Genomic DNA, 22,796 nt, shown 5'->3' on the forward strand with positions numbered 1-22,796 from the left:
ACCGTCGCCGACGACGTGGCCGCCGTCCGCGCCGCCCTCACCGACGCCGGTGTCGCCGAGGACGCCATCCAGACGACCGGCTTCAACATCTACCCCGAGTACGACTACAGCGGCCAGGAGCGCGACCTCCTCGGCTACCGCGCCACCCACACCCTCCGCGTCGAGGTCGCCCCCGACCGCGCCGGTGAAGTCATCGACCTCGCGGTCGGTGCCGGTGCCAGCGAAATCCGCGGCGTCGCCTTCACGCTGACCGACGAGAAGCGCGCCGAACTCCGCGAGGAGGCCCTGACCCGCGCCGTCGACTCCGCGAAGGCCGACGCCGACGCGGTCGCCAGCGCCTCTGACCTGACCGTCACGGGCGTCCACACCGCTACCGTCGGCGGCAGCGCCTCGCCCGGTCCGTACCCGGTCGCCTACGCCGAAGACGCCGCTCGTGCCTCGTCCGGTTCGACCGAACTCTCGCCCGGCCCCGTGACCGTCTCGGCGACCGTCCAGATGGTCTACGAAGCCGAATAAGAACCCGCACCCGCTGACCGAACTCGCGGTTCGACCCACCCCGTGCCCCCATTTCTCCGATAGCTACCCCGTAGCAGCGGCTCTCCCGCCAAGGTGCTGCGGCAAGACAGAACCAACAGAACCGAAAAATCCCGCGGCGCTTACTCGTTGCGCGACGGCGGGATGTCGGGTTCGAACCCGATGGCCTCGACCGCGGCGTCGAGGACGGCCTCGACGTTCTCGCCCGTCTCGACGCTCATGTAGAGGTCGGCTTCCATGTCGGTCGAGCGGTCGCTCTTGTTACAGACGGTGAGCACCGGGATGTCGCGCTCTTCGAAGCGCGCCTTCACGGCGTCGCGGAGTTCGAGTTGCGACTCGATGGGGTAGCCGCACGCCCCGCTGGCGTCGGCGACGAAGATGACGGCGTCCGCGAGGTGTTCGAGGCGCGCTCACGGCCTGCCGCTCGATGTCGTTACGCTCGTCTTCGGGCCGGTCGAGCAGCCCCGGCGTGTCGATAATCTGGTAGCGGATGCGGTCGCGGTCGAAGTGCCCGATTTGGACGCCCTTCGTCGTGAAGGGGTAGCGGGCGATTTCGTTCGACGCGCGGGTCACGTCGTTGACGAACGAGGACTTGCCGACGTTCGGGTAGCCGGCGACGACGATTGCCGGTTCGTCCGGGCGGATGTCGGGGAGGTCCTTCAGGGCGTCGCGCGCCTCGCCGATGCGGAGCAGGTCGTCTTCGACCTCCTCGACGACGCTCGCCATGCGAGCGAACGCCTGCTTTCGGTGCTTGCGCGCGAGGTCCGCGTCGGTCTTGCGGAGCTTCGGCTGGTACTCGCGGGCGATGTTGTCGACCTGCCGGGAGGCCCACATCACTTCCGAGAGGCTCTTTCGGACCTCGTCCACGTCGACGATGGCGTCGGCGAGTTCGTAGTAGAAGGGGTCGACCGTCTCGAAGTCGGGCCACTCGACGACGACGTTCTCGAGGTTGTCGGAAAGGATGTTCGACGCCGTCTGGAGCATCGACTGCTGAGCCTCCAACTTGTTCTGCTTCGCTCGCCCCGTGCGCGCGGCCCGCGAGAAGGCCTTGTCGATGAGTTCGTCCGACCGGGGCGTGGTCGGGAGAGACTCGAAAATCATTGCAGTCCGCTACATGGCCGAGCCGTAAAAGCGCGTCCGTTTGGGGCTCGGCGCTTCGAGCGGTGGATTCGCCGTGCAGGTCTCACGCACGGTTCGACTGGAAGCGAGGGGGTCGCGGCCGACCGACGCGGGGACGCGGACGTGAGCGAACGGCCGAGCACCCCCCGCGACCGCCACGAAGTTCTTGCCCGCCCGCGGCCTACTTCGACCCATGACTGACTGGAAAGCGGTCGCCGTCGGGTTCGTCGTCATCGTCGTCGTCGGCACCGGCGGGCTCGCGCTCCCGCTCATCGGCCAAATCGGGGCGGGCCTGCTCGGGGGCTTCGCGGCGGGCTACCTCGCGGGCGGCACGCTCGGTAACGGCGCGTGGAACGGCCTCGTCGCGGGGTCCATCTCGGGTATCGTCGTGACGCTCCTCGCGGCCCTGCTCGGGAGTCTTCTCGGACTCGCCGGTGGGCCGCTGGGTGGCCTCCTCGGCGGCGTCGGCGTCCTCGTCGCGGGCGTCGTGTTGACGCTCATCTTCGCAATCGACAGCGCCATCGCCGGGGCCGTCGGCGCGTGGGTGAAGGGGTAGCCCGACGGCGCGGGGCCGCGACCGCGACCTCACCGAGTGCGATAGTCCAGAAATCGGGGTTTAGCATGGTCCTAAGCCCCATTATTTCACGTAAACTGTCTCGGGTCTCTAAGGGGGAGGGACCACACCCGACGGCCATGGGTAAGGAGTCAACGCACACCCGTCGAAGAACCCTCCAATCGATTTGCGGCGTCGCCGTCGCCGGCCTCACTGGTCTCGCTGGATGTAGCTCGTCCGGGGACTCGGACCAGACGACGCGAGCGACCGACGCGGGGACACAGACCACGACCGAGACGCAGACCACGACGACCGCGAACGAGACGACTGCGAACGAGACGACCGAACAGGAGAAAGAAACAACCGAAAGCGGGCTCGAAGCCGCCGACTTCGTCGAGAACCCCGAGGAGATACACCCGACGCTGGTCGAGGAGACATCGGTCCCCTCGGACGAGGTCTTGCTCGGCTTTCGGCTCGAAGACTCGTCGCTCCCGTTCACGACCGAGGTGTACCGCGCGCCGGACGACGCCGAAGTGCAGGCGACGGAAACGTACGACACCCAAGACCTCTCGGAGGTCGACTTGCTCCCCGACTCACCGCAGGCGCTCGACACCGTCGATACCGACCGCGAGGACATCCACTACGGGACGACGACCATCGGAGAACCGCTGAAAGTCACGCTCGTCGCGCGCCACGACAGCGACACTATCGACTGGAGCGCGTGGTCTCGCACCGGCTATCCGTACGACGGTCACAACGAAGAAGACCCCGCGCTCGAAGTCGACTGTTACTGCGGCGGGATGAACTACACCGCGCCGAGCGGCGGGACGTGGGCGCGAGTGATTCAGGTGACGCCGACCGAGCGCGTCGACACCGGGACGACCGTCGCGCTCAACTGGACGTCGAGCCGACTCTGAAGGCGGAACCGACGCGGTTCAGCCGCTCCGTAGTCGAGTGTTACTCGCCGCGTTCGAGGTACTCCCGCTGAATCTCAACGACCTCGGTCGAGTCCGCACACTCCGAGTACCGGCGGAGCGGCTCCTCGTTGAGTTCGAGGAACGTGTGGCCCCAGTTGAACTTCGAGAGCACGTCTTCGGCTCGCTTCTTCTCGCCGAAGATGACGAGCGCGGCGGCTATCGCCTCGACCGTCGTCAGCTGCATCGGGCGGCCGAAGTTCACGGGATTAGCGGCGACGAGATAGGGAAGCGCGCGGTGTTCGCCGGGGAGCGAGAACATGGCCTCGCCGGCCGACTCCCACGAGCAGTCGAGCGCGACGAGTGCGCCGGTGTCCGCGTCGGCGGGCGACAGCGCCCTGTCGGCGTGGGGGTTGAGCACGACGCCGTAGGGAGTCTCTCGGTCGGAGCCGTGGAGGGCGGCCATGTCGAAGCGTTCGAGCTTCTTCGCCGTGCACTTCTTCGGGTCGTCGTCGCCCTCGTATCGAACGTGCAGGTCCACAGCCGCGATACGCGGCTGGCAGAGAAAAGCGTCCCGAACGCGGTGGCACGCGCGGGGCGTTCGACGGCAGCGTCGGCACGCCGGCAGCACCGGCGTCGGATTCTTCCCGCCCGCCGACGAAGAGAGGGCGTGCATCCCGACGCGACGTATCTGGCCCGGCAGTACTACACGGCGCTCGACCACCACGGATACGACATGCTTCGGAACATCCTCGAACCGGAGTTCGTCCAGCACCGCGGCGATATGACGCTCTCGGGGCGCGAGGAGTTCGTCTCGTTCATGCGAGACGACAGGCCGCAGAAGGACACGCGACACGTCATCGAACGCTACATCCAGTCGAAGTCCGACGACGAAATCGTCGTCCGCGGCCACCTCGAAGACCGCGACGGCGACGAACTGTTCGTCTTTCTCGACCGGTTCCGTGCCCACGACGGGAAGCTCTCGGACCTGAAGACGTTCGTCAAGTCATCGACGGCGAACTGACGGCGCGAGTCGCGGGAAAGACGAGAGAAAGAACAGAAACTCGCGGTCGCGGCGTGCGTCAGTCGCTCAGTCCTTCTTACCCGCACCAACGGCGGCCTCGCCGACGGGCTCGTGGCCCTCGATGACCTCACGGCCGCCCATGTAGGGCTGGAGCGGTTCGGGCACGTCGACCGTGCCGTCCTCGTTTTGGTAGTATTCGAGCAGCGCGACCATGACGCGGCCGACGGCCGTGCCCGACGCGTTGAGCGTGTGGAGGTACTCGGCCGACTCGTGGCGCTCGGGGCGGTAGCGGAGGCCGGCGCGGCGCGCCTGGAAGTCCTCGAAGTTCGAGGCCGACGAGACCTCAAGCCAGCGACCACCCTGTTCGGGGGCGTCGTCCGACTCCGTGCCGGGGGCCCACACTTCGAGGTCGTAGGTCTTCGCCGACGCGAAGGTGAGATCGCCGGTGCAAAGCGAGAGGACGCGGTACGGCAGGCCGAGGCGGTCGAGCACTTCGGCGGCCTCGTCGACGAGCGCTTCGAGCCGGTCGTACGACTCCTCGGGCTCGACGAAGTTGACGAGTTCGACCTTGTTGAACTGGTGGACGCGAACGATGCCGCGGGTCTCGGTCCCGTGTTCGCCCGCCTCGCGCCGGAAGTTCGGCGTGTACGCCTGATGTTTCAGCGGGAGGTCGTCCTTCAGGAGAATCTCGTCACGGTACATGTTCGTGACCGGGACCTCCGCGGTGGGACAGAGCCACAGGTCGTCGTCCTCGTAGTTCTCGGTCTCCGAGCCGCCGATGCGGTAGGCGTCCTCGGCGAACTTCGGGAGCTGACCGGTGCCCTCCATCGAGGTGGTCTTGACCGGAATCGGCGGGAACAGGTCGACGTACTCCTGTTCGCGGTGCACGTCGAGCATGAACTGGACGAGCGCGTGTTCGAGCATCGCGCCCTCGCCTTTCAGGAAGTAGAAGCCCGAGCCGGTGGTCTTGGCCGCGCGACCCTCGTCGATAATGTCGAGTTCCTCGCCGAGGTCGTAGTGCGGCGTCACCTCGTCGGGGAGGTCGCGCAGGTCGTCGAAGCCGACGCGGCGGACCTCCTCGTTGTCGGCCTCGTCGGCCCCGACCGGAACCGACTCGTGGGGGAGGTTCGGCAGTTCCATGAGCGCCTCGTCGAGTTCCGCTTCGAGTTCGTCGGCGCGGGCTTCGAGCTCCTGTAGCTCCGTCTTGAGTTCGCCCGAGCGGTCGATGGCCTCCTGCGCTTCCTCGTCTTTCCCTTCTTGCTTCAGCTGCCCGATTTTCTGGCTGACCTCGTTGCGCTCGTGGCGGAGGTCGTCGCCCTCGGCCTTCAGCGAGCGCCACTCGTCGTACACGTCGAGGACGCGGTCGATGTCCACACCCTCCATGTTGCGGGCGGCGAGCGCATCGCGAACTCGCTCCGGTTCGTCGCGGAGCAGTTGCCTGTCAATCATTGGGCTGTGATTTCCGGGCGGGCGGGAAAATCGTATCGCATCGCCGAGGGGTGGGGAGAGGAGACCGGACGGAGAGACGCTGGCGGGCGTCGAAGACCGACGGGTCGGTTACCAGAGGAACGCCGGCCAGACGAACTGGAAGAGGAACCAGATGAGGATGGTCAGTACGCCAGTCATCACGACGTTGAGGACCGTCCCGGCCCGCATCATGTGGGACTGCTTGATGTGGCCGCTCCCGAAGACGATGGCGTTCGGGGGCGTCGCCACGGGGAGCGCGAAGGCGAACGAGGCCGCGATGGCCCCGCTGACCGCGAGGAACACCGCCGCGGAGACCTCGGTGAGGCCGAGCGTCGCCGCGAAGACGCTCCCGATGCCGATGAGCACGGGGACGATGATGGTCGCCGTCGCGGTGTTCGAGGTCATCTCCGTGAGGAAGATGACGAGGAGCACGATAGCACCGACGACGAGGATGATGGGCGCGCCGGTCAAGGAGCCGAAGACGGCCTCGGCAAGCCACTTCGTCGCGCCCGTAGAGGCGAACGCGTCAGCCAGCGAGATGCCGCCACCGAAGAGGAGAATCGTCCCCCAGTCGATGTCGACGAGCTCGTCCCACTCCATGGTGTCCGCGAGGACGAGCGCCGGGATGGAGACCATCCCGACCATCACGTAGTACAGGAGGCCCTGATGGCCCTCGACGCCGAGGAGCGTCATGCCCTCGCCGGTGCCGAACAGGGTGTTGAACACCGGGTCCGAGAGGAACAACTCGAACGCGGGGTCGAGGCCGCCGACGACCCACAGCCCGGCGGTGGCGGCGAAGATGTACGCGACGCGGCGGCCGCGGGTCGAGAGCGCGCCCTCGTCGGCGAGGTACTCGCGCGCCTGTTCGCGGGCACCTTCCACGTCGTCGACCTCGGGCGGGAAGAAGCGGAACGTGAGGAGGTACCAGACGATGGGGAGGGTGATGGCGACGATTGGGAGGCCGACGAGGAGCCACTCGACGAAGCCGATTTCGTAGTCGAGCAGCGCGTTGAGTTGGGTGGCGACGACCGCGTTCGGTGGCGTGCCGATGAGGGTGCCGACCCCGCCGACGCTCGCGGCGTAGGCGGTGCCGAGGAGCGTCGCTATCTGCATGTTCGAGAAGTTGCCCTCGTCGGCGTCGGCCTCGTAGACCTCCTCGCGGCCGAGCACCTGCGCGAGAACGCCGAGCGCGATGGGCGTCATCATCGCCGTCGTCGCGGTGTTCGAGACCCACATCGACAGGAACGCCGTCGCGAGCATGATAGCGAGGATGAGCCGCCGCGGCGACGACCCCATGACGGCCATGAGCCACAGCGCGATGCGGCGGTCGATGTTGTACTTCTGGAGCGCGTTCGCCAGCATGAAGCCGGCGATGAACAGGAAGATGAGGTGGTCGGCGAAGCCGGCGAGCGCCGGGTCGATATCGCCGTATACGCCGTAGGCCGTGAGCAACACCGGTATCGACAGCGCCGTCACCGCGAGGGGGAGCGCACCGGACACCCAGAGGATGCCGGCGAACACCATCGTCGCTAATGCGTACTGTCCCCGCGTCGAGAGCCCCTCAAGCGACGGCCCGAAGGCCAGCGCGAGAGAGGCGACGAGCGCGAGCATGAAGACGGCGAATCGTCCGCGAGCAGTCTTTGTAACACCGCGTATCATTGATACACGCTATCTCTAACGATAGTCTTACTTAATTATTTTCAATACGGTAGCGAATGGCGGTATATCGGTGTCGAGAGCCGCCGCTCCGTCGAAATCAGCAGACAGAAGCGAGGTTCGGTGGCGCGTACCGACGTGATTTAAAAGTGGTCGACGAGCGTGCGGACCTGCTCGTCGTCGAGTTCCGCGGCGTACAGCGAGAGCAGGGCGCGGCGGCGCGACCGCGAGAGGCCGCGGCTCCCGGATTCGAGCATGGAGATGTGCGCCTGCATGAGGTCGTCGACGGCGCGCTCGACGGCCCGCTGGTTGTAGCCGGCCGCGACTCTGAGCAGTCGCCACGCCATCGGCGAGACGTCCGCGATGTCGACGTCCGGGAGCGGTTCGCCACCCTGTTCGGACATGGAGACGGCTTTGCGGTCGCCCGTAATCAACGTAGGGGTCGGGCGACCGAACGCTTTTCTTTCCCGGAGACGGCCGTCAACTATGGCTATTGGCGACGTCGAACCCGTCCCGGACAGCACGGACCTCTACTACGTCGACAGCGGCATGTACGAGGTGGAGAAGTACGGCTCGGTCTACCTCGTCGACGCCGAGAAACCGGCGCTCATCGACACCGGCATCGCCGCCGACAGAGAGGCGGTCTTCGGGATGCTCGACGAGGTCGGCGTCGACGACCTCGCGTACATCCTGCCGACGCACGTCCACCTCGACCACGCGGGCGGCGCGGGCTACCTCGCCGAGCGCTACCCCGACGCGACCGTCATGACCCACGAAATCGGCGCGCCGCACCTCGTGGACCCGTCGCGGCTCATCGAGGGCACGAAGGCGGCCGTCGAAGACCAGTGGCAGTTCTACGACGAACCCCTCCCAATCGAAGAAGAGCGCGTCGAGGCCCTCACTGACAGCGACGAAATCGACCTCGGCGACCGGACGCTCACGGTCCATCACGCGCCCGGCCACGCGCCGCACCAGGTGATGTTCCACGACGACGGCGACGACGTGCTGTTCGTCGGCGACGCGCTGGGCATCTGGGAGCCGAAGTCGCGGACGCTCCGCCAGACCTCGCCGCCCTCGCAGTTCCACCTCCAGAAGGCGCTCGACGACGTGCGGACCATCGAGGACATCGACCCCGAGACGGTCTGTTTCGGCCACTTCGGCCCGAAGCCCTACGACACCGACCTCGCGGAGGCGTACAAGCGCGTCCTCGTGGAGTGGGTCGAGGCCATCCGGCAGAAGCGCGCGGAACTCGACGACGACGAGGCCGTCATCGACCACTTCGTCGAGCACAGCCAGATGGCCGAGGTGTGGGGCGAGCGGAAGGCCCGCGACGAAGAACGCCTGAACACCCGCGGCGTGCTCGGCTACCTCGACTACATCGGCGACGACGAGTGACGCGCTGACACTACCGCTGCCGACCCAAAAGCACCGCGCTCGGGTTCGAAATCAGCGTTTCCCCGCGCTATCGCGGGGTTTCAACAGACCGAACGTACATAGTTTTAAATATTGAATCATTACTAACAGAGCATGGACTGGCGGGACGCGGAGGCGGCGTTCGACGACCCTGTCATCGAGCGGACGACCCTCCCACGGATGTTCGAATCGAGCGCGTCGCGGAACGCCACGCGAGTCGCACAGCGGTACAAAGGCGGCGTCTACCGGCGGTCGCTGGTCGCCGAGGGCGTCGTCCCGGCGGCCCCCGACGGCGACTACGCCGACCTGACCTACGAGGAGATGCGGGGCATCGTCCGTCGCCTCGCGGCCGGGTTCCGCGACCTCGGCATCGAGGCCGGTGACCGGGTCGGTATTCTCGCGCACACGCGCATGGAGTGGGCCCAGACGGACTTCGCCGTCCTCGGCGCGGGCGGCGTCGTCACCACGGTGTACACCTCGTCGTCGGAGCGACAGGTGCAGTACCTGCTTTCCGACCCGGGCGCGAACGCCGTCGTCGTCGAGAACGAGGAGCTACTGGAACGCGTGCTCGCCGTCGAAGACGAGTTGGATCTGCGGTTTATCATCGTCGTGGACGAGTACGACGGCCACGACGACCGCGACGACGTGCTGACGCTCGGCGAACTCTACCGCCGCGGCGAGGAGGTGTACGACGAGGCGGCCTACGAGTCGTGGTTGGACGAGCGCGAGCCAGAAGACCTCGCCAGCCTCATCTACACCTCGGGGACGACGGGCCAGCCGAAGGGCGTCCAACTCACCCACTGGAACTTCCGGTCGAACGTCAACGAGAGCTATCGGCGCTTCGGTCCGCGCCCGGACAAAGGCGACACGCCGGTCATCGGCCCCAACTCGGTGGCGCTGTCGTTCCTGCCCCTTGCCCACGTCTTCGAGCGCATGGCCGGCCACTTCATGATGTTCGCGGCGGGCGCGGCCGTCGCCTACGCCGAAAGCCCCGACACGCTCCGCGAGGACTTCCAACTCGTCCGGCCGACGACCGGGACGAGCGTCCCGCGGGTGTACGAGAAGCTCTACGACGCGATTCGGGCGCAAGCCAGCGAGTCGCCCGCGAAAAAGCGCATCTTCGAGTGGGCCGTCGGCGTCGGGCAGGCGTACCACACGACCGACGCGCCGGGCTACCTGCTCACCGCGAAACACCGCCTCGCCGACCGCCTCGTGTTCGGACAGGTGCGCGAGGCGCTCGGAGACAACCTCGAGTTCTTCATCAGCGGCGGCGGGAGCCTCTCGGCCGAACTGTGCGCGCTCTACCACGCGATGGGCCTCCCGATTTACGAGGGCTACGGCCTCACCGAAACGTCGCCCGTCATCTCGGTCAACCCCCCTGAAGAGCCGAAAATCGGCACCATCGGCTATCCGCTCCGGAACGTCGAGACGAAACTCGACACGACCGTCGTCGGCGACCAACTCGGGGACGCGGGCGGCGAGGTGGGCGAACTACTCGTCCGCGGGTCGAGCGTCACCGAGGGCTACTGGAACAACCCCGAAGAGACCGAGGCGGCGTTCGTCGAGGACGACGAGGGCAATCGCTGGTTCCGCACCGGCGACGTGGTCGAACTCCGGCCCGACGGCTACATCACCTTCCGCGAGCGCGCCAAGCAGATTCTCGTCCTCTCGACCGGGAAGAACGTCGCGCCCGGCCCCATCGAGGACGCGTTCGCCTCCTCCGCGGTGGTCGAACAGTGCATGGTCCTCGGCGACGGTCGCAAGTTCGTCTCCGCGCTCATCGTCCCCAGTTTCGACGGCCTGCGGAAGTGGGCCGACGAGGAGGGTATCGACCTCCCGGAGGACCCGAAAGCCATCTGCCGCGACGACCGGGTGTACGAGCGCATCGAGGCCGAAGTGGAGGCGGCCAACGAGAACTTCGAGTCCTACGAGCGAATCAAGCAGTTCCGCGTCGTTCCCGAGGAGTTCACGGAGGGGAACGACCTGATGACGCCGACGATGAAAAAGAAGCGCCGGAACATCCTCGACCGCTACGCCGACGAGGTGTCGCTCATCTACGACGAGGACCGCCGGAGCGAAGAGCGTCGGGGCGGCGGGCGAGCCGCGACCCAGTGAGATCGGACAGCCGAAACGTCCCCAGCCGTGTTTTCGCCGAACGCCCTCCCGAGTCCGCGGAGATACCGCCCGAGATGTGTGGACTTATCTTCCGTCGCCACATGGACCGAATCAATGGAGGCGATATAAGTGGCCGCAGCAGGAGGAGCCAACCTCATCCCGCTCGTCGCCGCGATAATCGGCATCGGCGTGGTCTCGCAGGTGCTCTCGGACCGATTCCAGGTCCCCAGCGTCGTGTTCCTCATCGCGTCGGGCATCCTGCTCGGACCGGAGGTCCTCGGCGTCATCTCTCCCGACTCGTTCGGGAACGCACTACAGGCCATCGTCGGTCTCTCGGTCGCCATCATCGTGTTCGAGGGTGCATTCCACCTTCGAATCGACAAGTTACGGGAAGCGCCCGCCGCGACGTTCCGACTCGTCACCGTCGGGGCGATAATCGCGTTCGTCGCAACGGGCGTCGTCGTCCGCTACGCGCTCGGCGCGCCGTGGCCGGTGTCGTTCCTCGTTGGCGCGCTCCTCGTCGCGACCGGGCCGACGGTCATCGCACCGATTCTCGAAGTCGTCCCGGTCCGTGACCGAGTCGGCGCGGCGCTCGACACGGAGGGTATCGTCAACGACGTGACGGCGGCTATCGTCGCCATCGTCATCTTCGAGGCCATCCTCGAAGGCGTCAGTAGCCCCGACGCCCTCGTGGTCCTGTTCGCCGAGCGCCTCGGCGTCGGCGTCGTCATGGGCGCAATCGTCGCCGGGGCGCTGTACTACGCCCTCCGGTACGTCGACCTCTCGCCGGGCAACGCGCCGCAGAACGCGCGCCTGCTCGTCCTCGCCGGTGCGCTCGTGTCCTACGCGGCCGCCGACTACGTCGCCACGGAGGCCGGCATCGCCGCGGTGGCAACCGCCGGCATCCTCCTCGGCAACGCGGACGTGCCGTACGAAGAGGAGATTTCGGCGTTCAAGGGCGACATCACGCTGCTCGTGCTGTCGTTCGTCTTCATCGCCCTCGCGGCGCTGTTGGACTTCCAGAACCTCCTGAACCTCGGCGTCGGCGGCCTCGCCGTCGTCGCCGCCGTCGCGCTCGTGATTCGACCGCTGTTGGTCTTCATCTCGGCGCGCGGCGACCGCTTCACGAGAGAAGAGAAGCTCTTCATGAGCTTCGTCGGCCCGCGCGGCATCATCCCCGCGTCCGTGGCCTCGCTGTTCGCCATCGCTCTCCAAGAGGAGGCGACACGGCTCGCGGCCGAGGGGCTGACCCAACAGGCCGCCGCGCTGAACCAGAGCGCCTCGATTCTCGTCGGCACGGTGTTCCTCGTCATCCTGACGACCGTCGTCTTCGAGGCCGGCCTCGCTCGCCAAATCGCAGAATACCTCGACGTCATCCCAATGCGTGTACTCATCATCGGAGGCGGGAAGGTGGGCCGTGCGCTCGCCGAACGCCTCGCAGACCGCGGAGAGAACGTGGTCCTCATCGAAGAGGACCAAGAAGTAGTCCAGACGGCCCGGAACATGGGCTTTACCGTCCATCACGGCGATGGAGCCGACACAAGCGTCTTACGCTCCGCGGGGGCCGCGAACGCCAAGTTCGTGGTCGCCGCGACCGGCGACGACGACGTGAACCTGCTCGTCGCGCAGTTGGCGAACTCGAAGTTCGAACCCGAGAGCGTCCTCGCGCGGGCGAACAACCCCGACAACGTCGAGGCGTTCGAAGAACTCGGCGTCCGGACTATCTCGTCGACCATCGCCACAGCGCAGGCGCTCGACAACTACATCGAGCGCCCGTCGATGTCGAACTGGATGGGTGAAATCGGTCGCTCCGGCGACGTTCAGGAGGTTCAGGTCACCGCTGAGAAACTCGTCGGTCGGACCATCCGAGAGGTCGGACCGGAACTGCCCGACGGCTGTCTCATCACGCTCGTCTCGCGGAACGGCGACACGACGGTCCCCAACGCGGAGTTCACGCTCCAAGAAGGCGACCGCATCACCATCATCGGTGAGCGTGAGGCCGTCCGAGACGCAGAAGAGTTAGTCAACCCCGAGTAGCGGCTCTCGCCGCCCGCTTGGTTCGGTTTTTTCGCGTCGTCCCCGACCAGTCAGCGCCGCGCCCAGCGGACGAACACCGCCCAGTAGCCGACGGTGAGCGCGACGAGAACGTACCAGACGGGCGCGCCGAGGTCGGGCCTCGGGACGAACCCCGCGGAGGCGGCCCCGGCGGCCGCCAGCGTCGCGAAGGCCCCCGACAGTACGGTCGTCGTGAGATTCATCACCGCGATATTCCCGACTTCCGGAGTATGAACGTGACGGAAGGCGCACGTATGTTTGTGAGCGATAGCCGAGGTCAGCGGTTCGGGGAACCACTGACACGCAGTCCACGAATTTCGCTCGCTTCCCGGGACGGATCAGGGTGAAAAACGCGGGTGAACCTACCGACTGAACTCGATTGCCGCTCCTTGGCCGAAGCCGACGCAGAGCGACGCGAGGCCGCGGTCCACGTCCCGCTTTTGCATCTCGTGGATGAGCGTCACCGGCAGGCGCGCGCCGGACGCCCCGAGGGGGTGGCCGAGCGCGATTGCGCCGCCGTTGACGTTGAGTTTGTCCGCGTCGATACCGAGTTCGCGGCGGGAGTACTCACACTGGCTGGCGAACGCCTCGTTGATTTCGACGAGGCCGTAGTCGTCGATGTCGGTGCCGGCGCGGTCGAGGAGGCCGCGGGTGGCCGGGACCGGACCGATCCCCATGACCGTCGGGTCGACGCCGGCGACGTTGTTCGTGCCGACCGAGGCGAGCACGTCGAGGCCGTGTTCGTCGGCGAACTCGCGGCTAGTGACGAGGACCGCGGCCGCGCCGTCGGTTATCTGCGAGGAGTTGCCGGCGGTGACGGAGCCGTCGCCCGAGAAGGCGGGGTCGAGGCCGCCGAGAATCTCCATCGAGGTGTCGCGGCGGATACCCTCGTCCTCGGTGACGACGCCATCCTCCGTCTCGACCGGGACGATTTCGTCGTCGAAGCGGCCCGAGTCGGTCGCCTCGGCGGCGCGCTGGTGGCTCCGGAACGCGAACTCGTCTTGGGCCTCGCGGGAGACCTCGTACTCGTCTGCGACCTTCTCGGCAGTCATCCCCATCTGGAGTTGGAAGATGTTGTACTGCTCGCTCAGTTCCGGGTGGAGGTGTTGGTAGGAGTCGCCGTCCATCGGCACGCGGGACATGCTCTCGACTCCGCCGGCGACGATGCACTCGCGGTTGCCGGCGGCGATGGCGTCGGACGCGGAGATGATAGCCTGCATCGAGGAGGCGCACCAGCGGTTGATGCTCGTCGCGGGCGTCCCCTCGCCGAGGGCCGACAGGAGCGCGATAACGCGGGCGACGTTGTTGTCCTGTTCGGTGCGCTGTTGGGCGACGCCCCACATCAGGTCCTCCACGTCGTCGGGGTCGACGTCGTGTTCGTCGAGGATGTGGTCGATGAGCGTGACCGAGAGGTCCTCGCTTCGAACGTCTTCGAACACGCCGCCCGCCTTGCCGAACGGCGTGCGGTACGCGGCCGCGATGACTGGCTCTGGCATGGCACATCATCAGGGTTCGAACACCATAAATAGTTTAGAACTCACTATTCGTCGTAACGAGTTGTTCTTCGGGTCGAAAAACGCCGAGAAAGCGGTGAAAGTGGAGACGACGGCACCGAGTCTCGGAGCGTCAGGAACGAGTGGCGGAGTCGCTGTCCGGCCGACCGGGGATTCCGCCGGTACCCGCGTCGGCAACCGTTGGCTCCGCCGGGAAGAGCTCCGGCGCGACGTCCGCCGAGGCGTGCTCGAAAGGCACGTCGGCGGCGTCAGCCGGGTTGTCGGATGCGGTGCGTTCGGTCATGGTCAGTCGCTCGTGACCGGCTGTTCGGCCTTCGCTTCCTCTTCGGCGAACGGGTACCACGACTGCTTGGCGTCGTGCATGTACGGCGCTTCGAAGTCCGTCTCCTCGGGGACGCAGTACTCGGTGACTGCCTCGGTCCCCTCGGCTTCGACCCACTCGCGGAACGTCTGTCCGGGCTCGCGGCGCTCCGCGAACGCCTCGACGAGCGAGGCGATGGCACCCGGCACCTCGTCGGCCGGGATGCGCTGTTGAATCCACTCGACGAACGACGGGTCCTCGCCGATGCCGCCGCCGACGCCGATGTCCATGGCCTCGACCATCTCGCCGTCCTTCTGGGCGCGCATGCCGAACAGGCCGATGTCGGCCGTGTTCGCTTGCCCGCAGTCGGCGGTACAGCCGGAGTAGTGAATCTTCAGTTGGCTCACGTCGTCGGGCACGTCCACGTTATCGCGGAGCCACCGGAGCATCCGGGCAGTCCGGGCCTTCGTCTCGGTGAGCGCGAGCGAGCAGAACTCCGTCCCGGTGCAGGCGACAGTGCCGCGCTGGAACGGATTCGGCACGGGCGTGTGTTTTCCGAGGAGCGGCTCGGCGAGCAGGTCGTCGAGCTTCTCCTCCGGCACGTCCATCAGAAGCGGGTTCTGACGACGGGTGAGCGGACCTCGCCGGAGCCGTACTCGTCGGCGATGTCGGCCAGTTCGATGGCGTCGGACGCCGTGAACCGACCGACCGCGACGCTGAGGCCGACGTAGTAGTCGCCGTTGGCCTGCTCGTGGACGCCGATGTGGTCGTGTTTCCCGTCGGACTCCGGGCGGCCCGCGTTGTAGGTGTACTCGTCGCGGATGTTCTCGCCCGCAGACGGGAGTTCGAAGTCGACGTACTCCTCCTGGAGCAGGTCGCGAATCTTCTCCGTGCCCCACTCGTCCACGAAGAAGCGACTGCGGGCGCGAGCCCGAACGTCGCGGTTACCGTGTTCGTGGTAGAGTTCGACGAAGCCGCGGACGACCTCGTAGGCGCGCTCTTCGTCGGCGACGAAGATGTCGAGGTCACGGGCGACGCGCGGTTTTCGGGAGCCGAGGCCGCCGCCGACGCGGACGTTGAAGCCGGTGACGGTCTCGCCGTCGATTTCTTTCTTCGCGGGTTCAAGCCCCACGTCGTTTATCGAGTCCTGCGCGCAGCCCTCCCGGCAGCCGGTGACGCTGATGTTGAACTTCCGCGGCATGTTCGACAGGGCGTCGTTCCCGCGGAGGTCCTCTTGGAAGCGGTCGAGAAGCGGCTGGGACTCGACGAGTTCGTGTTTGTCGCGGCCGGCGACCGGACAGCCGGTGATGTTCCGCATCGTGTCGCCGCCGGCGGACCGCGAGGAGACGCCCGCTGCTTCGAGCTTCTCCCAGACCTCGGGGATGTCTTCGAGTTCGAGCCAGTGGAGCTGAATCGACTGGCGCGTCGTCAGGTCCAACCAGGCGTCGCCGAACTCGGGGTTCTCGACCGGCCCGGACGCGTAGTCGCGCGCGACCTCGCCGATGGCCCGGAGCTGCCCCGGTTCGAGGACGCCGTTGGCGTTCGTCAGCCGCATCATGAAGTACGAGTCCTGGCCCGTCCGCTGCTGGAAGACGCCCCAGAACTTGAAGCGCGTGAACCACTTGTCGCGCTCGTCTTCGGGGATTGCGTCGACGCCTTTCTCGGCGAACTCCTCGATCTTCTCGCGGACCGCGTCGCCGTACAGTTCCGACTTCCACGCTTCCTTTTTACTCGCCATTTCCGACCACCAGTGGGCAATCATCCACTATTCCTGTGCGTTTGTTTGCGAACTTGGTCATGTTTCGTGATAACACGACTCGACAGAGGTTCATAAGAGTATTCGTTGAGAATCTTTAGAAATCGCCCCCATAAGCCGTATTCGTCCATTCTATAACCGAATATTCCGAATATAAGGTTGTATTTTGGGCAGATAGTCGGTCGATTATTAGATAACCACAATTGAACATAATGGAAGATAATGTGGTATGAGACTCGAACGCGACTCACCGACGAGCGGCGAGTGCGCGCAAGTCGTCGAAGGAGTTCACGTTGTGAAACGCGTGCGTTCCGGCGTGAGCCTCCACTTCGCGGTCGTCGAGGACGGTGACGTCGAGCGCAGACATCACGGCCTGTAGGCGGTCGTCACCGGCGCGGATGGTGTCGGTACAGGCGACCACACCGGCGCGGCAGTGGATGACTGCGGGGAGCGGTTGCATCGTCTCAGAGACCCGTGGAACGACGCCGGCGCCGCCCTGCAGGCGGCCGAAGAGGTGCGAGATGAACCCGCTCGGGACGAGCGGCATGTCGCACGGGAGGACCGCCGCGTACTCGGCGCTCGTCGCCCGCAGCGCGGTTCGCAGGCCGAAGACCGGCCCCCGGTCGGGATGGGAGTCCTCCGCGAACCGGACGTCGAAGTCCAAGAGCGCGCCGGCGAGCGCGTCCCGCTGTTCGGCGCGGCAGTTGACGACGAGTTCGTCGACGACGGGGTCGAGCGAGGCGGCGACCCGGTGAATCATGGGTTGGCCACCGACGGTGGCCGTCGCCTTGTCGATGCCGCCGAATCGGGTCGACCGACCGCCGGCGAGAATGATGCCCGCACGGCCGGTGTCGAGGTGAGGGTGCGACTCGTCGGCCATTCTCAGGCGGCGGCGCGTTCGAGTTCGCGGGGCCGTCCGCCGGCGGCGGCGAGCGCCATCAGTCGCTCACCTCGGCCGCGAGGAGGTCGGTGGACGCGGTCGCCTCGGGGTGTTCGAGGCGGACGGCGCACTGCTTGAAGTTCGGTTCGTTCGACTGCGGGTCGACAGCGGGGCTGGTAAGTCGATTAGTCATCGGATGGTGAATAGAGAGCCAGACAAGGCCCGGCGGGACGGCGTCGTCGGGGTCGAGCGTCGCCGGGACCGACGCCCGACGGGAGACGACGGTGGTTCGGCGGTCGCCCTCGGGGTCGGCGACCGCGTCGCGGTGCGCGTCGATTGTGTCGGGGTGCACGCGAGCGACCGGCTCGTCCGGCGTGTCGCTGCGCGTGCGGACCCCGGTGTTGTACCCGTCGGCCTCGCGGCCGGTCGTGAGCGTCAGCGGGTACGACTCGTCGGCGGGTTCGGGGAGCGACGACCCAGAGAGCGCGCTGAACTGCGCCTTCCCGGACGCCGTCGGGAACGACCACGTCGGGTCGTCTGACTCCTCGTCGCCGGCGTCATAGTAGCGGTAGCCGCCCTCGCTCGTCGGGTCCGGCGCGGGCCAGCGGACGGCGCGCTCGCCGTCGAGTCGCGTGTACGAGAGCCCCGAGCAGTCGGCGTCCGTGCCCTCGGTGAGGGCGGCGAACTCGTCGAACAGGTCGCTCGGCGAGACCGACGGTCTCGGAAGCAGTCCGGGCGCGACGCGGGCGGCCACGTCGGCGATGATGTCGAGGTCCTGTCTGACGCCCGGCGGCGTCTCGGTGGCCGGACGAACCCGCGAGACCGTCCGCTCCATGTTCATCGTTGTCCCCTCGGACTCGCCCCACGTCGCCGCGGGGAGCACCACGTCGGCGAGTTCGACCGTCTCGGACCGGAAGGCGTCCTGCACGACGAGGAAGGAGTCTTCGAGAACCTCGCGGGCGGCCGTCGCGTCCGGGAACCCGGCGAGCGGGTTGGTCGCGACGGTCCAGACGACCGACGGCGACGATTCGAACATGCCGACCGGTCCCGGTCCGTTGTCGTCGGGAAGCCGAGAGACGGGCACGTCCCACGCCTCGGCGACGGTCCGGCGGTGGTCCGGGTGTTCGAACGGTCGATGGCCGGGCCACGTCCCCTTCGAGGAGACGACGCGGGTGCCCATCGAGTTCGCCTGTCCGGTGAGAGAAAAGGGGCCGGAGCCGGGACCGAGGTTGCCGGAAGCGAGACAGAGGTTCACGAGCGCGCCGGCGGTCGCGGTGCCGCGGACGCTCTGGTTGACGCCCATGCCCCAGTAGACGAGCGTGGGCGCGTCGAGAAGCGACGCCAGTTTCTCGACCTCGTCGAGGGTGACGCCGGCCTCCGACGCCGCCTCCTCGACCGGAGGGAGTTCGTCGACGACTCGGTCGAACCCCTCGGTGTGTTCCGCGACGAACGACTCGTCCACGCGGTCGGTCTCGACGAGGTGGCCGAGAACCGCCTGCGCCAGCGCGAGGTCGCCGCCGGGGTCGATAGCGACGTGGTCGTCGGCGACGCCCGCGGTCTTCGTCTCGACGGGGTCGACGACGACGAGGTCGCCGTCGTCGGCCGACTGCCGAATCCATCGGAACATCACGGGGTGGGCGACCGCCGGGTTGGCCCCCCAGACGAGGTGCGTCTCCGCCTCGGGGATGTCGTCGTAGGTCGGCGGCGGCGCGTCGCTCCCGAAGGCGCGGTAGTAGGCTTTGACCGCGCTCGCCATGCAGAGCGTCGTGTTCGCGTCGTAGTTTCGGGTGCCGATACCGCCGCGGGCGAGCTTCCCGAGGGCGTAGGCGGCTTCGTTCGTCTGTTGGCCGCTCCCGAGGACGGCGACCTCGTCGGGGTCGTCGGCCATCGCGTCGGTGATGGCGTCGCCGACGCGCGCGAGCGCGTCAGACCACGAGGTCTGCCGGAGTTCCCCGCCCTCCCTGACGAGCGGCCGCGTGAGCCACGACCCGTCGGGGTCGGCCGATTCGCGGATGCCGCGACCGCAGGCCAGCCCGTTGTTTACGGGGTGTGAAGGGTCCCCCCGAACCGCTTCCAGCCCGTACGAGGTGTCGGAGCCGAGGTGGACGTGTCCACAGCCCACGGCACAGCGCATGCAGGTCGTCGGGACTTGTTTCGCCACGCGATTCACCACCGGCTATTCGTCGAGGATGTACCGCATTTGGGCGGGCATCTCGTTCCATTCGTGAATATCATTTCACTATCTTGGCTCACAGTGGCGGAAGATAACCATAAAACCCTAATCGTTTAAGAAAGGATATTTTCCCCGAGTATTCTGAAGAAAGAGACAAAATACAAGCGTGTGAAAGGAATATAATCGCGTAATAAATCCATTTTCGGATATGTTTTTGAATTGTTTTTCTGAAATTAACGTCACACGCCGGAGTCGTGCCGAGTTCCTTGTCATCGGGGAAGTTCGGTCGCGCGCACCAGCGGCCAAGGCGGCTCCGACGCTCTTATGCGTCTCCCCGGGCAATTTCTGGGGGATGAGTGAACGGGCGCTCGAGGTTGTCGAGTTTCTGCTGACGGCCCACCTCTACACCGACGACCGAACGCTTGACGAAAACGACCTTCCCCCGCGGTATCGACGCGTCTTCTGGGCGGACGCCGAGGACGACGGCGACGAGGACGACTCGTCGATGGCCGGCATCGAGCGACCGCTCGTTGTGACCGAGTCCATCGCGCGGAAGGCGACCGGCGTGGAACACCCCTGGGACGCGATTTCCGACCTCATGTTCACCCAGCGCGAGGACTTCTCCGGCCGCCTCTCTCTGACGCAGCCCGAGATGGCGCTGGAGTGGTTCGTCAAACGAGCCGACTACGACCGGCTCGTGACGAATCCGACGGTCGCGAAGTCGGTCGAGGACCGAGACGACGTGGACGTGACCCACGCGGAGGCCAGAGAACAGACCCGACCGATTCACGCCGACCGCGTGTGGATAGACAGCCTGCTGGACGAGTACTTCGACGACGAGGACGACGCCGAGATGCTCGACCTCGTGCAGGTCCGCGCGCCCGAGGAAATCGAGATGACCCTCGACGACCTCGTGCTCACGACGGACCAGGAAGGCGAGATTCACAAGCTGATGAAGGCCATCGAACACCGCGAGTACCTCGCGGACATCGGCCTCCGCGAAATCGGGAAAATCCTGTTCGTCGGGCCGCCGGGGACCGGCAAGACCACCGTCTCGCGGGCGCTCGCCCACGAGCTCGGCCTCCCGTTCGTCGAGGTGAAGCTCTCCATGATTACGAGCCAGTATCTCGGCGAGACGGCCAAGAACGTCGAAAAGACCTTCGAGGTCGCAAAGCGGCTGTCGCCGTGTATCCTCTTTATCGACGAGTTCGACTCGGTGGCGAAGACCCGCCGGTCGGACGAGCACGCGGCGCTCAAGCGCGCGGTCAACACGCTGCTCAAAAGCATCGACGACATCTCGCTGATTCGCGACGAAGTCATCCTCATCGGCGCGACCAACCACCCCGACCAGCTCGACTCGGCGGCGTGGCGGCGCTTCGACGAAATCGTCAACTTCCCCAAGCCGGACCGCGGGATGCGCGCCGACATCCTCCGGGTCATCACGAACCGGATGGACATCGACGAGTTCGACCCCTCGGCCATCGCCGACGTGACGGAGGGTCTCACCGGCTCCGACCTCCGACTCGTCCTCCGCGAGGCCGTCCTCGAAGCGCTCACCGAAGAGCGGATGGAACTCACGCAGGACGACCTGCTGGAAGCCGTCGCCGACTTCGAAGAGCGTGACAACCTGAAGAACCTCGACATGATGTCCGACTCGTCGGAACTCGTCGCGGGGTCGGGGTCCGGACGACGGCCACGACCACAGTCACGACCACGACCACGACCACGCCGACGAACACGAAGGCGAGACGCAGAAAGACGCCGGCGCGGCGCAGTAAGCGGGCGTCAGGAGAACTCGCCGCGGTCGGCCACGTTTATACCTCGCCGCCCCCGTGGTTGAGTCAATGCGCGTGACCCTCCTCGGGACCGGCGACACGACCGGCACGCCCACCGTCGGGTGCGACTGCGAGACCTGCCTCGCGGCCCGCGAGCGAGGCATCGAGCGGACGCGCTTTTCGGTCCACGTGCAGAACGAGCGGACCGGCGAGTCGCTCCTCGTGGATTTCAGCCCCGACTTCCGCCATCAGTTTCTCACGCAGGACGTGCCGCTTCCCGACGAGGCGCTCGTCACCCACATCCACTTCGACCACCTCGACGGCCTCGGGAACGTCTACCGCCTCCTCGACGACCTTTCGGTCCACGCCGCCGACGAGGTCGACCCGGTCACGGGCGAGAGCGTCGCCGACGCGATTCGCTCGAAGTTCGACTACCTCGACCGCATCTCGGTCGAAGACCGGACGCCGTTCGAGTCGTTCCGCGCCTGCGGCCTCGACGTGACGCTCGTGCCGGTCGTCCACCCGCCGCTGGTCTGTTACGGCGTCGCCATCGAGGACCCCGAGACGGGCGCGAAGCTCTCGCTTTCGGGCGATTCCACCTACGCCATCCCCGAGGAGTCCCGCGACGTGCTCCGCGACCCGGACCTGCTCCTCGCCGAGGCCATCGTCCCCGCGTCGGTCTGCGAGTACCACCCCATCGGCGGCGACGACTACGACGAAAACGGGGTCGCGCGGACCTTCGGCACGAAGCACATGACCCGCGAGGGGGCGATCGCGCTCGGCGAGGAACTGAACGCCGACGAGACGCGCCTCGTCCACGTGGCGCACTACTACCCCGCCGACGAGGCGTTCGAGGAGCCGCTGGCGGTCGACGGCGAGGTGTACGACCTGTGAAACTGCGAACTATTGCCGGAGACAGGGCGTTCAGGTATCTCATGGTCGCCGGCTTTGTCGCCGCCGCAACGAACTTCGTCCTGACGTACGTCGATACGGGCCGCCTCGACTTCTTCGGGGCGGCCGTGCAGTTCGCCCTCGTCATCGTCATCGGCGTCGCGCTCGTCACCTACTGGAGCTACATGGAACAGCGGGCCGACGCGGAGTGAGGGCCGGGAGCGAACCCGGCAGTCCGGTGCGGTTTTGCGACCGGGGCGCGTCGAGACGGTCGTGACCGATATCCTCGCGGCGCTCCGATACAGCACGCCGATGGCAGTCGTCGCCGGCGTCGTCTGGTTCCTCGTCGCCTCGTGGTCCGGCGAGCCGAACTGGGTCGAGGGCGCGGTGTTCGTCGTCGGGTTCGGCGTCGTCGCCACGCTCGGTTGGGTCTACTCAGACGAGCGGAACGAGTAGCGACTCGGCGGGAGGCTGGGCGAGTCAGAAGTACCGGTCGAGTCCCGACTGTCTGCGAACCGCGCCGGCCGGGTCGGCGACCCAGTCCGTCCGCGACTCGCGGAGGCCCTCGCGGTCCAGTTCGGGTGGGTCGGCCGCGTCGAACGCCGAGCAGTCGGCACCGCACTCGGAGCCGGGGGCGACCACGCGGTCGAAGTGGG

General features: G+C 66.7%; 20 protein-coding genes and 3 pseudogenes. 11 read left to right on the top strand and 12 right to left on the bottom strand.

Annotated elements, in window-relative coordinates; genetic code table 11:
• A partial coding sequence (locus ATB1_RS03165; protein ID WP_042662237.1) for an SIMPL domain-containing protein occupies nucleotides 1-516 on the top strand: 516 nt, incomplete at its 5' end.
• Nucleotides 517-656: 140 nt separating this feature from the next.
• Here ATB1_RS03165 and ATB1_RS03170 read toward each other — a convergent pair.
• Both ATB1_RS03170 and ATB1_RS21305 read right to left on the bottom strand, forming a co-directional pair.
• A pseudogene (locus ATB1_RS03170) lies at nucleotides 657-1,635 on the bottom strand (NOG1 family protein).
• Between the two features lie 9 nt (nucleotides 1,636-1,644).
• Nucleotides 1,645-1,848, bottom strand: coding sequence for a hypothetical protein (locus tag ATB1_RS21305; RefSeq protein ID WP_128081369.1), 204 nt, complete (start codon nucleotides 1,846-1,848; stop codon nucleotides 1,645-1,647).
• On the opposite strand from ATB1_RS21305, the gene ATB1_RS03175 reads away from it, so the two are divergent.
• Together ATB1_RS03175 and ATB1_RS03180 are read left to right on the top strand one after the other, a co-directional pair.
• Nucleotides 1,847-2,209 carry a DUF5518 domain-containing protein gene (locus tag ATB1_RS03175; protein WP_004976340.1) on the top strand — a complete coding sequence of 121 codons (363 nt, stop codon included), beginning with the start codon at nucleotides 1,847-1,849 and terminating at the stop codon, nucleotides 2,207-2,209. The two genes, ATB1_RS21305 and ATB1_RS03175, sit on opposite strands and share 2 nt — an antisense overlap.
• A 137-nt stretch (nucleotides 2,210-2,346) precedes the next feature.
• Nucleotides 2,347-3,123, top strand: a complete 777-nt coding sequence (locus tag ATB1_RS03180) for a hypothetical protein (protein WP_042662238.1) — start codon at nucleotides 2,347-2,349, stop codon at nucleotides 3,121-3,123.
• A 40-nt stretch (nucleotides 3,124-3,163) separates the two neighbouring features.
• On the opposite strand, the gene ATB1_RS03185 is transcribed toward ATB1_RS03180, so the two are convergent.
• Nucleotides 3,164-3,661 carry a DUF367 family protein gene (locus ATB1_RS03185; RefSeq protein WP_042662239.1) on the bottom strand — a complete coding sequence of 166 codons (498 nt, stop codon included), beginning with the start codon at nucleotides 3,659-3,661 and terminating at the stop codon, nucleotides 3,164-3,166.
• A 129-nt stretch (nucleotides 3,662-3,790) separates the two neighbouring features.
• On the opposite strand from ATB1_RS03185, the gene ATB1_RS03190 reads away from it, so the two are divergent.
• A complete protein-coding gene (locus ATB1_RS03190) occupies nucleotides 3,791-4,144 on the top strand; it encodes a nuclear transport factor 2 family protein (RefSeq protein WP_042662240.1) in 354 nt (117 codons plus the stop codon).
• 66 nt (nucleotides 4,145-4,210) lie between these two features.
• Here ATB1_RS03190 and serS read toward each other — a convergent pair whose 3' ends face one another.
• The 3 genes from serS to ATB1_RS03205 form a co-directional block, all read right to left on the bottom strand.
• Nucleotides 4,211-5,593, bottom strand: coding sequence for a serine--tRNA ligase (serS, locus tag ATB1_RS03195; RefSeq protein WP_042662241.1), 1,383 nt, complete (start codon nucleotides 5,591-5,593; stop codon nucleotides 4,211-4,213).
• A 108-nt stretch (nucleotides 5,594-5,701) separates the two neighbouring features.
• Nucleotides 5,702-7,270, bottom strand: a complete 1,569-nt coding sequence (locus ATB1_RS03200) for a DASS family sodium-coupled anion symporter (protein WP_042662242.1) — start codon at nucleotides 7,268-7,270, stop codon at nucleotides 5,702-5,704.
• A 140-nt stretch (nucleotides 7,271-7,410) separates the two neighbouring features.
• Entirely contained in the window at nucleotides 7,411-7,671 is a 261-nt protein-coding gene (locus ATB1_RS03205; RefSeq protein ID WP_008574881.1) for a hypothetical protein, read from the bottom strand.
• An 82-nt stretch (nucleotides 7,672-7,753) separates the two neighbouring features.
• On the opposite strand from ATB1_RS03205, the gene ATB1_RS03210 reads away from it, so the two are divergent.
• The 3 genes from ATB1_RS03210 to ATB1_RS03220 all read left to right on the top strand — a co-directional run bounded on the left by ATB1_RS03210 (nucleotide 7,754) and on the right by ATB1_RS03220 (nucleotide 12,832).
• The gene (locus tag ATB1_RS03210) at nucleotides 7,754-8,662 is read left to right on the top strand and encodes an MBL fold metallo-hydrolase (RefSeq protein ID WP_042662243.1); all 909 of its coding nucleotides are present in this window, start codon (nucleotides 7,754-7,756) and stop codon (nucleotides 8,660-8,662) included.
• A 132-nt stretch (nucleotides 8,663-8,794) separates the two neighbouring features.
• On the top strand, nucleotides 8,795-10,795 hold the full coding sequence (locus tag ATB1_RS03215; RefSeq protein ID WP_042662244.1) for a long-chain fatty acid--CoA ligase: 2,001 nt from the start codon (nucleotides 8,795-8,797) through the stop codon (nucleotides 10,793-10,795).
• Between the two features lie 129 nt (nucleotides 10,796-10,924).
• Complete coding sequence (locus ATB1_RS03220) at nucleotides 10,925-12,832, top strand: cation:proton antiporter (protein WP_042662245.1); 1,908 nt, start codon at nucleotides 10,925-10,927, stop codon at nucleotides 12,830-12,832.
• Nucleotides 12,833-12,882: 50 nt separating this feature from the next.
• Here ATB1_RS03220 and ATB1_RS22255 read toward each other — a convergent pair whose 3' ends face one another.
• From ATB1_RS22255 to nasA, 6 genes and pseudogenes are all read right to left on the bottom strand, one after another.
• The gene (locus tag ATB1_RS22255; RefSeq protein WP_172795731.1) at nucleotides 12,883-13,053 is read right to left on the bottom strand and encodes a hypothetical protein; all 171 of its coding nucleotides are present in this window, start codon (nucleotides 13,051-13,053) and stop codon (nucleotides 12,883-12,885) included.
• Between the two features lie 159 nt (nucleotides 13,054-13,212).
• A complete protein-coding gene (locus ATB1_RS03225; protein ID WP_042662246.1) occupies nucleotides 13,213-14,346 on the bottom strand; it encodes a thiolase family protein in 1,134 nt (377 codons plus the stop codon).
• 130 nt (nucleotides 14,347-14,476) lie between these two features.
• Nucleotides 14,477-14,647 (bottom strand): hypothetical protein, encoded by a 171-nt coding sequence (locus ATB1_RS22260; RefSeq protein ID WP_198526028.1) that lies wholly within the window; start codon nucleotides 14,645-14,647, stop codon nucleotides 14,477-14,479.
• Between the two features lie 2 nt (nucleotides 14,648-14,649).
• Nucleotides 14,650-16,403: pseudogene (locus ATB1_RS03230) on the bottom strand (nitrite/sulfite reductase).
• A 265-nt stretch (nucleotides 16,404-16,668) separates the two neighbouring features.
• Nucleotides 16,669-17,301: a molybdenum cofactor guanylyltransferase gene (locus ATB1_RS03235; protein WP_042662247.1), complete on the bottom strand. Its 633-nt coding sequence runs from the start codon at nucleotides 17,299-17,301 to the stop codon at nucleotides 16,669-16,671.
• A gap of 58 nt (nucleotides 17,302-17,359) precedes the next feature.
• Nucleotides 17,360-19,474: an assimilatory nitrate reductase NasA gene (nasA, locus tag ATB1_RS03240; RefSeq protein ID WP_198526029.1), complete on the bottom strand. Its 2,115-nt coding sequence runs from the start codon at nucleotides 19,472-19,474 to the stop codon at nucleotides 17,360-17,362.
• Between the two features lie 352 nt (nucleotides 19,475-19,826).
• Here nasA and ATB1_RS03245 point away from each other — a divergent pair.
• The 4 genes and pseudogenes from ATB1_RS03245 (at nucleotide 19,827) to ATB1_RS03260 (ending at nucleotide 22,596) form a co-directional block, all read left to right on the top strand.
• Nucleotides 19,827-21,252 (top strand): annotated as a pseudogene (locus tag ATB1_RS03245) (ATP-binding protein).
• Between the two features lie 66 nt (nucleotides 21,253-21,318).
• Nucleotides 21,319-22,143 carry an MBL fold metallo-hydrolase gene (locus ATB1_RS03250; protein WP_042662248.1) on the top strand — a complete coding sequence of 275 codons (825 nt, stop codon included), beginning with the start codon at nucleotides 21,319-21,321 and terminating at the stop codon, nucleotides 22,141-22,143.
• The gene (locus ATB1_RS03255) at nucleotides 22,140-22,352 is read left to right on the top strand and encodes a hypothetical protein (protein ID WP_042662249.1); all 213 of its coding nucleotides are present in this window, start codon (nucleotides 22,140-22,142) and stop codon (nucleotides 22,350-22,352) included. Before ATB1_RS03250 ends, ATB1_RS03255 begins: the two co-directional genes overlap by 4 nt.
• A gap of 61 nt (nucleotides 22,353-22,413) precedes the next feature.
• Entirely contained in the window at nucleotides 22,414-22,596 is a 183-nt protein-coding gene (locus ATB1_RS03260) for a hypothetical protein (RefSeq protein ID WP_241768023.1), read from the top strand.
• Nucleotides 22,597-22,796: the final 200 nt, after the last annotated feature.

The organism is Haloferax sp. ATB1 (assembly GCF_000730175.1).